11 protein-coding genes are annotated in these 13,357 nt (G+C 40.5%); 7 read left to right on the top strand and 4 right to left on the bottom strand.

Annotated elements, in window-relative coordinates:
• Nucleotides 1-118 precede the first annotated feature (118 nt).
• Nucleotides 119-1,522 carry a magnesium transporter gene (gene mgtE, locus CYJ57_RS07550; protein ID WP_101954762.1) on the bottom strand — a complete coding sequence of 468 codons (1,404 nt, stop codon included), beginning with the start codon at nucleotides 1,520-1,522 and terminating at the stop codon, nucleotides 119-121.
• A gap of 160 nt (nucleotides 1,523-1,682) precedes the next feature.
• Between mgtE and CYJ57_RS07545 the strand changes: the two genes are divergently transcribed.
• The 4 genes from CYJ57_RS07545 to CYJ57_RS07530 all read left to right on the top strand — a co-directional run bounded on the left by CYJ57_RS07545 (nucleotide 1,683) and on the right by CYJ57_RS07530 (nucleotide 5,787).
• A complete protein-coding gene (locus CYJ57_RS07545; protein ID WP_101954761.1) occupies nucleotides 1,683-2,381 on the top strand; it encodes a hypothetical protein in 699 nt (232 codons plus the stop codon).
• An 83-nt stretch (nucleotides 2,382-2,464) separates the two neighbouring features.
• Entirely contained in the window at nucleotides 2,465-3,310 is an 846-nt protein-coding gene (locus tag CYJ57_RS07540; protein ID WP_101954760.1) for an LCP family protein, read from the top strand.
• An 86-nt stretch (nucleotides 3,311-3,396) separates the two neighbouring features.
• The gene (locus CYJ57_RS07535; RefSeq protein ID WP_101954759.1) at nucleotides 3,397-4,062 is read left to right on the top strand and encodes a hypothetical protein; all 666 of its coding nucleotides are present in this window, start codon (nucleotides 3,397-3,399) and stop codon (nucleotides 4,060-4,062) included.
• 135 nt (nucleotides 4,063-4,197) lie between these two features.
• Nucleotides 4,198-5,787, top strand: coding sequence for a hypothetical protein (locus CYJ57_RS07530; protein WP_101954758.1), 1,590 nt, complete (start codon nucleotides 4,198-4,200; stop codon nucleotides 5,785-5,787).
• A 72-nt stretch (nucleotides 5,788-5,859) separates the two neighbouring features.
• Here the strand turns inward: CYJ57_RS07530 and CYJ57_RS07525 are convergent, their stop codons facing one another.
• Nucleotides 5,860-6,354, bottom strand: a complete 495-nt coding sequence (locus tag CYJ57_RS07525; RefSeq protein ID WP_006701567.1) for an ECF transporter S component — start codon at nucleotides 6,352-6,354, stop codon at nucleotides 5,860-5,862.
• A gap of 205 nt (nucleotides 6,355-6,559) precedes the next feature.
• Here CYJ57_RS07525 and CYJ57_RS07520 point away from each other — a divergent pair, with 205 nt between their 5' ends.
• Nucleotides 6,560-7,129, top strand: a complete 570-nt coding sequence (locus CYJ57_RS07520; protein WP_101954757.1) for a GNAT family N-acetyltransferase — start codon at nucleotides 6,560-6,562, stop codon at nucleotides 7,127-7,129.
• Nucleotides 7,130-7,227: 98 nt separating this feature from the next.
• Here the strand turns inward: CYJ57_RS07520 and CYJ57_RS07515 are convergent, their stop codons facing one another.
• Both CYJ57_RS07515 and CYJ57_RS07510 read right to left on the bottom strand, forming a co-directional pair.
• Complete coding sequence (locus tag CYJ57_RS07515) at nucleotides 7,228-8,844, bottom strand: NAD-dependent malic enzyme (protein ID WP_101954756.1); 1,617 nt, start codon at nucleotides 8,842-8,844, stop codon at nucleotides 7,228-7,230.
• Between the two features lie 143 nt (nucleotides 8,845-8,987).
• Nucleotides 8,988-10,763 (bottom strand): oligopeptide ABC transporter substrate-binding protein, encoded by a 1,776-nt coding sequence (locus tag CYJ57_RS07510; RefSeq protein ID WP_101954755.1) that lies wholly within the window; start codon nucleotides 10,761-10,763, stop codon nucleotides 8,988-8,990.
• A 427-nt stretch (nucleotides 10,764-11,190) separates the two neighbouring features.
• Between CYJ57_RS07510 and CYJ57_RS07505 the strand changes: the two genes are divergently transcribed.
• Nucleotides 11,191-12,105 carry a TDT family transporter gene (locus tag CYJ57_RS07505; protein WP_101954754.1) on the top strand — a complete coding sequence of 305 codons (915 nt, stop codon included), beginning with the start codon at nucleotides 11,191-11,193 and terminating at the stop codon, nucleotides 12,103-12,105.
• Between the two features lie 273 nt (nucleotides 12,106-12,378).
• Nucleotides 12,379-13,357, top strand: a 979-nt coding sequence (gene ltrA, locus CYJ57_RS07500; RefSeq protein ID WP_244896608.1) for a group II intron reverse transcriptase/maturase, incomplete at its 3' end; no start/stop codon positions are given.

The raw sequence follows: 13,357 nt of genomic DNA, 5'->3' as shown, positions 1-13,357 counted from the left end.
CCCAGTTGGCAGAGCAAGTGTACTTACATTATTGAACCGCCGTATACGAGAACCGTACGTACGGTGGTGTGAGAGGACGACTAATCAACTAATGATTAGTCTCCTACTCGATTGTAAATTAGCTAAGAAGATGTAATAGGTTAGTAGCTAGGTTAAAGTACATAATTAACGCGAAACCGTCACAGATGGTCGTAATAAAAGGACCTGAAGCGACAGCTGGGTCAATACCAATCGCGTTGAACAAGGTTGGGACGACACATCCAACCACTGTTGCAATGGATAATGTAATTAATAGTGATACCCCTACAATAAAGGATAGGACGATATTTTGGTACATAACAAAGGCGATAATGCCAATCGTAATGGCAGAAGCTAACCCCATTAAAATTCCTGATAAAAATTCACGTAAGACGAGCTTGATGAAAGGTTCATCCGACTCTTCCGCTAAGGTAATACGACGGACGGAAACAGCTAAGGATTGTGTCCCAACGTTACCAGCAGAGTCGAGGATAATTGGCATAAAGGAAGCCAGTGCTACCACTTGAGCCAAAGTCTCTTCATAAGCAGAAATTAAACTTGCAGAACCAAGTCCTAATAGAATCAGGATAATAATCCACGGAACGCGTTGCTTGGTCATGTTTAAGATGGACTTATCTGCTGAATCATCATCGTCACCGGAGATACCCGAGAATTTACGGAAGTCTTCTTCCATCTCATCTTGGATAATATCCATCACGTCGTCAACGGTGACAATCCCGACGAGTTGGCGGCTTTGATTTACAACAGGGATAGCGAGTAAGTCATAGTCTTGGATGACTTTAGCCACTTCTTCTTGGTCGACGTTGGTTTCAACGAACTCAGGTTGCGTGTTCATAACGTTGCGGATGACTTCATTGCCAGGTGATAATAAGACATCACGAAGTGAGACAACGCCAGTTAATTGATCGTGCTCATTGACGACATAAATATAGTAAATCGTCTCAGATTGACGGCCGATTTGACGCATCTGTTGGATGACTTCATCAGCTGTGTCACTTTCATGTACTCGAATTAACTCGGTGGTCATAATCGAACCGGCGGTTTCCGGTGCATGCGAAAGGATTGCTTCAATGTCAATTCGGTCTTCTAAGTGCATCCGGTCTAGAATATCTTCTTGTTCTTCGGGTTTAAATCCTTGAAGTAAGTCGACCACATCGTCGTCGGCTAATTCTGAGAAGACTTCCGCTAGATAAGAATCTGGTAAATATTCCAGTGCTTCTTTCTGATTGTCGACATTCATATACTCGAATAAGTCGGCGAACTCATCCGGAGTTAAGATTTGAGAGATTTTACGTTTATTCTCAGGATAGAGAATTTCGAACAACTGTGCCTGGTCGTAATCGTGAAGGCGGAGGAAAATATCACGGAATTCCTCACGGTTGCCATTCTTAACGTAACGAATCAATTGTTCGAATACTTCAGGTTCAACGTATTCTTGAACTTGAAGTTCATCATTATTTGTATTTTTGTCTATTTGTGTCATAGAATCACCCTCTTTTCATTTTATTTGAACATACTACTCATTATACGTTATTATCCTTTGACTTGAAAGTTGAAGCAGAATCTATTGAAAGAAAGTGATTGTACTTCAGCAGTAATTGACTTATCCTTATTAAGGAAGAGGATAATTTGGAGGAAATAAGATGAAAACAATGATTCGTTATTTATTATTAATGGCTATTACGGTGCAAATCGGATTACTGAGCGTTTTCGCTCAAAATATTGAACTAAGTCAACGGGATAAAGTTGCTCAAATCGAGTTAACTCTTGAAACAAATGAAATCCAACAACAATTATTACCACCAGGCGAGTTAGAGTATCATGAGGGCAAAGTAATTTCAGGAGAAGAAATGAAAGAATTCTATCAACACTTGTTCGAAGAAATTCGCCAACACGATCTAACAGAAGATCAATTGCTGGAATTTGCTCCCGAAGCAACTTTCGAAGAACAACAAGGGACAAAACAATCGCTCGGTTGGATAAGTATTGAAGAAGGGCAAGTAATTATCTTAAAAGCAATGATTCAAGATGGAAAAGTGATTGGCTTTGAGCGCCAATATCGTAGTCCAAAGATGTTATTGCCACTGGGTATAACGGAAGATGAATTTAAAGAACTTTATCAACAATTAGAGTTGAAACCGTTACTTGAGGTGTTAGGTGAACCTGAATTTATCGGCTATATGCGCGGAGAAGATTTATCGGTCTATCAATGGGGTTCTGTGAGAGAAGTTGAGTCAGAAGATGATGAACTTGTTTCCATCTCAGTAGTCATCGGTAAAGATGATGTCGTGAAATCGGCTGAATATGTTACAGGCGCACAACATCGAGGAATTAAAGAGTAAAATTCTAGAAAAATTCTTTGAAAGATGCTCGAAGCTTATGTATAATAGCTAAGCAATTATAGCAAGATAAGAGGAGTAGCAAAATGAAACAACGATTAAAAAAAATAATTTTAATGATTACATTGTTGAGCGTAGGAGGCGTCTTGAATTTATTCGGCCCTTCGGTCTCAGCAAGTGGTGATGCATCGACCTTCTTAATTATGGGAGTCGATACCGCAGATAATATCGATACTGTTGGTAATGAGGGTGCTGGGCGTACAGATGTGATGTTGCTAGTAACTATTAGTGATACCTCGAATCGTGCGACGGTGACGAGTATTCCCCGCGATTCTTATGTAGAAGTACCAGGACACGGCACGCATAAAGTTAATGCAGCTTATCCTTTAGGAGGCAGCGAGTTGTCCGTTCAGACGGTTGAGCAGTGGCTAGATATAAAGATTGATTATTATGTGACGGTGGATATGGTCGCGTTTCGTAAAGTCATTGACACGTTAGGTGGCGTGACGATTACTCCATTAGCAACCTTTGAATTGGATGGCTATGCCTTTGAAGAAGGCGTTCCAGTCACGATGGATGGCGAGATGGCGTTGGCCTATGTCCGCGAACGAAATAATTCGGGTGGCGACTACGGACGTCAGGAGCGTCAACGCCAGTTAATGTCGGCAGTCTTTGATTTAGTGCGCGAAGAGGTCACAGGTGTCACTCAGGCTATTGGTTTATTCCAATCACTGAGTGAAGATTTGGATACGAATCTAGGCTTAATCTCATTAACACGTCTTTTTGCGTCATATCATGATTTTAATGGGGAGATTGAGTTCCATCAATTACAAGGTGAAGGCCAGTACATCGATGGGGTATACTTCGATGTGATTGATCCGACTTCGCTTGAAGAAATTAAGCAACTAATCAAAGCAGAGACGGGCGAATAAAAAAATTATATAAGTGGTATCTTCGTTAATTCCGTGATTTAATGAAAGTACCACTTTTTGTTATTTATCAAAGGAGAGAATCTAGAATGCGAAAGAAACTATACAATTGCTTAAGACTGGTGCTTGGGATTGGACTATTGGTATCATTGATTCCGCAGGTTGATGCGCAAGCGCAGATAGTGAATGGATTAGACTATGCTCCTTATACTTACTTTATTCATTATGATTATCTTGGCGAAGGGAATGAGTTTGCTGAGCAACAAGTGACCTTGGAGTATGGGGTTGATTCTGAAGGTTATTATCAATTTGTAATTAATAATCCAGGAATTCGAATGGCTTATGTTTATCGAATTACTGATGATGGGGTCTATGAAGAGGCTTATTTTCCGGATGCGAAGCCCGGAGTAGATTATCGAGAAGAGGCAGATGCAAGAGATGATCAACGTTCGTTAATTCTACCAACAGAGATTCAAATTGGCACTAAATATCATCGTGGTTACCGTAAAGAACAGACCATCGAAGTGACCGATATATTGGAGCAATTTGAAGTAGGTGGCGCTCGCTACCTAAATGTGATTGAGCTCACCGTACATGACCCGGACCCATCCATCGATCAGAAGTATTATTATGCACCAAAAGTGGGTCTCTTACTCGATCAATTTAAGACAAAGACTTCTGAGACGGATGAATATGTAGTGACCACAACTTTGAATTATTTTAGTGGTATGTCACAGCGTTTATTGGAAAAATAAGGCACTTAGCTAGAAAGTTTAACTTTGACCTAAAATAAAGTATAATGGGACACAGGAGTTTATGAATTTGCATGCTCCTCGTAAAAATTAATTAAATCTATATATTATCCATGAGATTATTTAGGAGGAACACATATGTGTCATTTATTAAAACGTTGGCTGAAAGGAACGCTAGCTTGTGTCATTCTAGCTAGTGGGTTTGGCTCTTTGATACAGAATTATCCGATAATTTTAGCACAGGAAGAAGAATCAAGTAATGAACAAGGTGAGAGTGAAGCAGAAGGACAAACAAATCTTTATACTCCCGAAGAAGCTCAAGCTTATATTCAATCGAATAATTTAGTAGAAGCGATGAAGCATGAGTTAGTGACGCAACAATACTTAAGTCAATCAAAAATAGATCGACTTCCAAGTGAGGCAGTTTACCAAGCGCTTTATTATCAATTGACGATTGCGCCGGGGGAAGCGACTGTTCCAGGAACTTTCCACGTAATCGCCAGTCAGTATCCTGAAATTGTGAATGGTCCGGATCAACAGATGACTGCAGAAGAAGCTCAAAAATTTATTCAAGAAAATAACTTAGTTGAAACGACCAAACAATTGATGCTCGAAGCCCAATTATTAACGCAAGAACAGTTGGATCAATTGCCAGAGGATGCGGTACTAAATGCGTTAATTCAACAATTTACTGAGCACGATCCAGCCGGAGATTTTGGTAATACATTCCAAATATTAAAAGCGATGTATCCTGAAATCTTTGAGCCTGAAGTGGTTGAGACCGTTGTCGTACCGAACCATACACAACAACTTGATCGCAATCAAATCATTCAATTAGGTGAGCGTCAATATACGTTACAACAGGTTTACTTGTTAGCTCCTGGTGAAGCAGGTAATACGTCGAACGACTATTGGGTAGGTATCGAAGTAGAATATACGAATGAGACCGACCAGGTTGATAAAGATTATTACAAAGAGTGGATTACGCAAGTATTGCTTGTCCAAGACAGTGAGCGAGGCTACAACGCACTTACAATGCAACAATATAAATTGCCAAAGATTGATCGTTCTGTACGTCTTGAAAATAATGAATCAGCCGAGAGAACGACTTCCATTACGAAAAAAGAAGTCAAGCCGAAAGAGACCGTTCGCGAGATTATTTATTATCGATTGAATAATATCGAAGATGATATTGCTATCTATGTGGCTCCGCAAGATACACAGTATGAGCTTGAAATGGAAGGCTTACGCCAACTGCCACCACGTAGTGCGGTATATTACAGTTCATCGAATAACCAGATTGCTTATTTGTTTGATTTTGATCAACTATACTTAATCTATTCAGATCAGACACGTTTATCCGATATTAATCAAATTCCAGGCCGCAGTACTTCGGTACAGGAGCAAGCTTTATCAGATGAGGCTTGGGTTCAATATCAAAAGTTAGCTCAAGAACTCGATATTCAAAACAGTCAAATAATGTTACTGGATGAGGTTGTCTATGAACTCAGTGGTGATATGGTTGGGGTCCGTCAGCGTCCTAGCGAGGACGAAGCGGCTCCACCAGAAGGTGAATCCACTGAAGGAGAATCTGAAGAAGAACTTGATGGCTTATCAAATATCTTGCTTACGTTCCGATTAAATAAAGAACGCCAAGAATTAGTTAATGAATATCGCGAGATGTATAAACTATTGCCTGTCGATTGGAAACATCTAGAGATTGAATAACAAAGCAAAAGCTAGGATTTGAGGTGTCCCTCATAATCCTAGCTTTTTTATAAACGATCAATGGAGATATATTTAGAGTTTTGCACGACTTGAGGCAAGTGCACGTTGTACTAGAGGATAGAGTAAGAAAGCAACGCCTGCGCCGATTAATCCTTGGAGAAGGTTACCACCGATACTTGCGGTAGCTGCAGCAACATCATATAAGATGCTATCAACGATAAAATAACCTAGCGCCATCACGAGACCAGCTGGAATCACTGCTGCCAGACGATTGTGGAAGCGATGGAATAAGTAGCCAGCTAGGAACCCTTCCAATCCTTTCACGAAAAATGTGAAGAGCGCATAATTCGCCCATCCAGCAAAGATATCGGCTAAAGCACTACCAATTCCGCCAATTAAGAAGCCCCATTGAGGACCTAAGAGCAGTCCGCCAATCATTAAGACCGCATCGCCTAAATTAAAGTATCCTGCACCAAGTGGGACTTGAACGATCATTGTCATAATGACGGTTAGAGCGGCCAATACAGCACTAATAATTAAATAATAAGTCATGTTTTTTTCTTTCATCTTCTTAAACCTCCTATGGTTAATTGCTATGATTAGTATGCCATAGACATGTCAAAATTGCTACACCCAAAATAGAGTGATGAGTGAATGTCTGAAATATCGTATCAATAAATGTCATTAAAACAAAATAATAAAAAGGCTTACATTTTTAGACAAGATGTGTCATAATGGTAGCAATCTATTTTCAGGATAAGGGGGACTACAATTGCAATACTCAGGTGTAAATATCATCTCAACCGAACGATTAATTTTGCGTCCATTTCGAATGGAAGATGCAGAAGTGATGTTTGAGCGTTGGGCAAGTGATGAAGAGACGGTCCATTATTTAAGTTGGATGGCGCATCAAAGTTTAAAAGACACCAAACGTATTTTGAAAGTTTGGATGAACGGTTATTTGACAAAGACGAGTTACGTCTGGGCCATTTGCCCGAAATCAACCCCTGATCAGCCGATTGGATCAGTTAGTTTGCACAGCTTTGATGAAAAATTACCTTCCGCTGAAGCGGGGTATGTTATTGCACGGGATTACTGGAATCAAGGCTATGCGAGTGAAGCGCTGCGTGCCGTGTTGGAATACGGATTAGATTTAATGAATCTCCATCGTATCTCAGCTTATCACCATGTTGATAATGAAGCCAGCGGTCGTGTAATGGAGAAAGCTGGCATGACCTATGAGGGTCGTATTCGTGAAGCTTATAAAGATAAGCATGGACATTACATGGATGTGAAGCAATACAGTGTTTTACATTCGGACTTATCTTTAGGCTATCTTTAATTGATGTAGATTAGTGTAATCATTCCATTATTATCATTTCATTTTAACGATAAAACCGACTTCCTCAAAAGAAGTCGGTTTATTGTTATTAGTAATAATTAATATTCAGCTTGCCAGATGGCTTCTTCAATCACAGCATCAATATCTTGAATCTCTACTTGAGCCATCCCTTCTTCAATGGCAGCTTCGATAACGGCTTTCGCAACGAGCTTAGAAGCCTGACGAAGCTTAGAAACATGCGGTAAGATGGGTGCACCGAGATAACTTAAGTCTTGTAGTGAAGCAATACCATGCGCAGCTGCGTTAAGCATTTTGTCTGTTACATGTTTAGCTTGGGCAATCACAATACCTAAGCCTAGACCTGGATAAAGTAAGGCATTATTTGCTTGACCAATCGTGAATGTTGTTCCTTCATATTCTACAGGGTCTGATGGACTTCCTGTTACACAGAGGGCTTTTCCTTTCGACCATTCAATCACTTCGTACGCTTGCGCTTCATTTAGCAATGTTGGATTGGAGATCGGTAAAATCGCCGGGCGCTCATTGTATTGACACATTTTTTCAATTACTTCTTGCGTGAACATGCCCGGTTGTCCTGAACATCCAACTAAGATTGAAGGTTGGATGATATCGATGGCTTCAGACAAGTCCATTAACGGTTCTGGGAATTCCTCCAGCGAGCGCGCGTAGCGAAGTTTCCCGGATGTCATATTTCCTTCTTCATTTTGCCGCACTAATCCAAGGCGGTCGAAGCAGTAAATATTTTGTTTCGCTTCATCAAATGACATTCCTTTGAGTTGCAGTTCGTTGGTAATTTGATCGGCAATACCGATTCCTGCAGATCCGGCTCCGAAGATTAAGACGCGTTGATTTTCAAGCGATTCTCCCATTACTTGACAAGCTGCAGCAATCGCCGCATTCATCATCACCCCTGTTCCTTGGATATCATCATTGAAGGTACAGATTTCATAGCGATAGCGATCAAGTATTTGCGTTGCGTGGTCACGTCCGAAGTCCTCCCAGTGGAAAAGTACATTCGGGAACACTTCCTTAGCTACTTCAACAAATTGATCGATATACGCTAAATATTCGTCACCTCTTAGGCGGGGTTGCTTCAATCCAAGATAGTAAGGACTATCGATTAATTCTTGACGATCGGTTCCTGCATCAATCGAGACCGGTAAGATTGATTTTGGATTAATACCGGAGGCTGCGGTATAGACCGCTAATTTACCGGTGGTAATCCAAGCTCCTTGAACTCCCCAATCTCCAATACCTAAGATTCCTTCGCCATCGGTGATGACCATCATTTTAATTTCATCAAGCCCCTCGCTAGCTGCAAGAAGTGCTTCTTTAATGCGTTCAGGTTCATTGACATTTAAATAAGCTGCGCCGCGTGGTGTTTTAAAATCTCTCGAGAAATTCATAATGCCATCCGCTACGGTCGGAGTATATAAGATTGGAAGCAACTCGGTAATATTATGGATGACTGTGTAGAAAAATAGAGTGCGGTTCTCCTCATAAAGATCCATTAACGATAAGTGTTTAAGATAATTCGTTGGTAATTCGTGTAAAGCAGCGAGAACGCGTGTACTCTGTTCTGCGATTGTTTCTACTTTGGCAGGGAGTCGTCCCACTAAGCCATATTGTTGACGCTCTTCTTCCGTAAAGGCAGTTCCTTTATTTGTAAAAGGGTTCGCTAGGATATCATTCACATTAACAACCTCCAATTAATTGTATTCGCTATCATCATTCTAACATATTATCAATCAAAGGGGCATTAACAGTTTATGAGAATATGATGGTAAGTTTTATAAAAGCCCCTACAATTGTAGGAGCTTGAAATCGGGGTCTTATTTTACTGTTTAATCGGTGCATCAGCTAACAATTGAACTTGCGTCCAGTCAATGTCTTGGATATTGTTGATATCCCAATGTGAGACGCGGTTGTTAACAGCGGTTAAGTTGTAACGGAAAAGGGCTGGAATGGCAGGAAGCTCTTCCATCATATAAGCTTGCCAATCATAGTAAGCTTGTTTACGGAAATCAAAGTCGTAAGCTTCTTTTGAATTGATGCGTTCAATCAACTCATCGTTCTTTTCCTCCGTCCAACGGGTGTAATTCCAAAATTCTTGGCGACCGAAGAATTCACCCGGGTTCGGGTCACCGCCCAGACCGAAAGCAGCTTGATAGACGTTAAATTCAGGGTCGTCGCCTCGAAGTCGCTCATAGAACGAATTCATTTCAAGTAACTTGCCGTCAACTAATTCAATATCAATGCCAATATCACGCCAACATTGGATATAATAGGTGGCAATCGGTTCTGCAACCTCACCGCCAGCTTGGAAACCAAAGTTTAATTTTAAAGGTTGACCTTCAGGGTCTTCGACAAAGCCGTCGCCATCGACATCGACAAAACCAGCTTCTTCAAGAATGGATTTGGCGAGTTCTGGATCATATTCAGGGTAAGATTGATCAGGATTGTAATAGTCGGCAAAGTTCGGAGTAATAAATGAATTGGCTTGATGTCTCAGTCCTGAATAGAACTGTGAACCAATGGCATTGTTATCGACTGCATGTGCCATCGCGCGACGTAATTCACGATTACTTACTGGGAGTGTTTCATCATAAATATTTTCTTCTAACTCATCATCCCAATGACCCATTTTAAAGCCAATATAAGTATAGACATTCGCTAAATTACCTGCGACTTGGAAGTTCGATGCGTCTTTGAATAGATCGTATTGGTCAGTAGGTAGATCGGCAATATCATAATTCCCATTTTTTAGTTCTTGAACGACTGTCGCACTGCTAACAGTGTCGAGTTGTAAGTAATCAATTTTTGGGCGTCCTTTGTAGTAATCATCGAAAGCAGTGAGTGTTACCGATTCACCCGGTGTAAAGGATTCGACTTTAAAGGGTCCGAAACCAACGGGGTTACCGTGGACATACTCGCTATCTTCTAACTCTGCAACCGGAATATCTTTGAAAATATGGTTCGGTTGGATAAAGCTGCTAACCATCCCATTCGCTTGTAGCGCAGAATTACTAAATTCTTTGTAGTGAATCACTAAGGTGTGATCATCGACACGCTCGAGCCCTTCAATCGTATCAGTCTTACCTTCATGGTATTCATCCATGCCGACCACATTTTGGAATTCGTAGCCATAACGAATACCAGAGTAGTCTGGGTGACCAATCATATAATAAGGAATGATGACATCATCAATTGTAATCGGCTCTCCGTCGTGCCATGTATGGCCTTCAGGAATGGTGATTGTCGCGGTAAGTTTATCCGCATCAAGGCGGACTTTAGCGAAGCCAGAATCATCGATCACGAAGTTTTCATCATAGCCATATAAGTCCGGACTAATAAACGACATAATCAAAGAATCGGATTCAGAAGTATCGAACATATCGTTGAAAGCTCCGGTAAAAGGTTCATCGCTAACAACAGCGTAACGAAGGGTTCCACCTTCAATGGCTTCACCTTCATTTTGAATGACCCTCGAAAAATCTAAAATATGATTTGCGGACGTTTCGACTTCTTCGGTAGCGAAAGCAGCTTGAATAGAACCTAAGATTTGAGTTGTAATACAAGTTGAGACTAAAATTGTTTGTGTTAATTTTTTCAAAAGGTTACCTCCAATAAGGGTTGACAGCACTCAGTTTTCTCACTCGGAGTGCAGCGACGACAATAGATAGCTGGAACAGCTAGAATTATGGAATATCAATATCTAGTCAAAGTTCATAGCACTCCTTTCCAAGAAATTATTTGTTTTTATTTTATCGCAGATGAAGTATTTCACAAGAGGAAAAGTATAATGATTGAGTTGATTTAAAGTTTGTGATAAATTTATATAGATTTCAAGATAAGGGAAAGGAGCGGATATTGATGAAAAGATGATGCCAATTGTTTAGGTTAGTTAACTATTGGAGTATGCGTCATCACGATGGGGTGTCTAGTAGGATTCACATGGAGATAACGCTCCAGCAAAATCAGCGAAACTAAACTATTCAGTTGATGATATTTTTAAAATTATAAAAAAGGAGTATATATTGATGAATTATTTTAAGAAACAACCCTTTGCCTTGTCAGGGTTAATTTTAGGACTGGCAGCTTTAGGTAACTTACTTGCTTCTTATAGTCCGAAGCTACGTTTAGCAATTGGTGCGATTGCTATGATTTTATTTGTTCCTTATGTCATTAAAATTTTTACTAACTTCTCAGATTTAGTTGAAGAGTTGAAACAGCCATTACCGGCGTCTGTTTTCCCAACATTTCCGATGGCCATTATGCTATTATCGACTTATCTAACACCCATGTTTGGTATCTCACTTGAGGTCGCTAAATACATTTGGTGGGTAGGGTTAATTATTAACATCATTATTTACCTTTACTTCTTATTCAAATTCGCTTTTAAAGGAAATATGAAATTTGTCTTCCCAACATGGGGTGTGATTACGTGTGGATTCGTAGTAGCAAGTGTGACAGCACCACTCTTTGAAAAAGTACAATTAGGTCAATGGCTATTTTGGATTGGCTTAATCGGTGGTTTAATTGTTTTACCATTTATGTTAATCCGTGTTTACAAAATGCGCGACCTACCTTCTCCAGCACTGCCAACGATTACGGTACTCTGTGCCCCATTCTCACTATTAGTTGCAGGTTATGTATCAAGTTTCCAAGGACAACATAATGTTACCCTGTTAACTGCACTATTAATTCTAGCTCAAGTGATTTATATTACGACGGTAGTACAAGTACCACGCTTTATAAAAGGTGGATTTTATCCAACGTTTGCAGCACTAACGTTCCCGTTAGTTATCTCGGCACTCTCATTCAAGTTAGCAGCACCAGTCTTAGGCTGGACTTCTCCTATTGTTACCGGCTTAATTACACTTGAAACAATTATTGCCACAGTCGTTGTATTCTACGTACTGTTCACCTACTTAAAATTCTTATTTACAAAATAAATAAAAATAGCAGCTTGAATTGATTAGAAATTCAAGCTGCTTTTTTAAGTGCGCCCAGCATGGGCGTTAACTTGGCGGTTCAAGTCCGCTACAGGCTTTGCAGTAGGAACTGTTAGCTAAGGGCAAGGGTGTCCGTCGTGAGGCGGAATCTGAAGGAAGNCATAAGGGTGAGCTTGCTTAACAAAGTGAAGCCCAATACTGCACGGATTATGGTTGGATAAATCAAGCGGTGACATGGGAGGGAGGTTAACGTACCTTACCTGGGGAGGTCTCATGAGAGATAAGGATATCTTAGTAACAACGAATCATGAGAAGTCAGCAGAAGTCATAGTAGGTTGTCTACCGACCGAAGGACTGAACAATAATGAACATTGGAAAGAAAGAGAGGTAGTGGAGATGAAGAAGGCAGAAAACAAGCGAAAGCTTGACACGATGCAAAGGGATAAGACGGAATCGAAAGAGTATGCATCTGTGCAGAGTCAACCACTAGGAGAAGCTTTGGACCAATGGCGTCACTATCCGATAATGTCGAGGGTGGTAGAAAGAAATAACCTGAGACGAGCATGTAATAGAGTCAGAAGGAACGGCGGAAGCCCAGGTGTGGATGGGATGACCGTTGAAGAAGTGGAAAGTCATATCTTCAACTATTATGTACCTTTGTGCAAGAAGTTATACGAAGGCACTTATCGTCCCCAACCCGTAAAACGGGTCGAAATACCTAAACCGAATGGAGGGGTCCGTAAATTAGGCATACCAGTTGTAAGGGATAGAGTGATACAACAAGCGATTAAACAAGTTATCGAACCGTCAATAGACAGGACGTTTAGTCCCTATAGTTATGGGTTCAGACCGAATCGCGATGCTCATCAAGCAAGAAAACAATGTGCCAAGTATTATGAAGAAGGATACCGATACGTCGTGGATTGTGATTTAAAACAGTACTTTGATACGATTAACCATGACAAGTTGATGCATCTTTTGAAACAACATATTGAGGACAAATCAATCCTAAGATTGATTAACCGATTCTTGCAAGCTGGCGTCATTGAACTAAACGGAAATCTCCAGAAGACAGAAAAAGGTGCCCCACAAGGGGGTGTGTTGTCGCCATTACTCAGTAACATCTATTTACATGAGTTAGATAAAGAACTAACGAAACGGGGACATCGATTCGTTCGATATGCCGATGATTTTGTGATCTTTGCGAAAAGTTTACGAGCAGGCGAACGAATTCTACAGAGCGTCACTCGAT

The sequence above is a fragment of the Falseniella ignava genome, assembly GCF_002847645.1.
Taxonomy (GTDB): domain Bacteria; phylum Bacillota; class Bacilli; order Lactobacillales; family Aerococcaceae; genus Falseniella; species Falseniella ignava.
This window is presented reverse-complemented; position numbering and strand designations above follow the sequence as displayed.

Bases quoted from the DNA above. Each gene is read 5' to 3' on its own strand.
- mgtE (WP_101954762.1), bottom strand. From the start codon at position 1,522: ATGACACAAATAGACAAAAATACAAATAATGATGAACTTCAAGTTCAA.
- CYJ57_RS07545 (WP_101954761.1), top strand. From the start codon at position 1,683: ATGAAAACAATGATTCGTTATTTATTATTAATGGCTATTACGGTGCAA.
- CYJ57_RS07540 (WP_101954760.1), top strand. From the start codon at position 2,465: ATGAAACAACGATTAAAAAAAATAATTTTAATGATTACATTGTTGAGC.
- CYJ57_RS07535 (WP_101954759.1), top strand. From the start codon at position 3,397: ATGCGAAAGAAACTATACAATTGCTTAAGACTGGTGCTTGGGATTGGA.
- CYJ57_RS07530 (WP_101954758.1), top strand. From the start codon at position 4,198: ATGTGTCATTTATTAAAACGTTGGCTGAAAGGAACGCTAGCTTGTGTC.
- CYJ57_RS07525 (WP_006701567.1), bottom strand. From the start codon at position 6,354: ATGAAAGAAAAAAACATGACTTATTATTTAATTATTAGTGCTGTATTG.
- CYJ57_RS07505 (WP_101954754.1), top strand. From the start codon at position 11,191: ATGAATTATTTTAAGAAACAACCCTTTGCCTTGTCAGGGTTAATTTTA.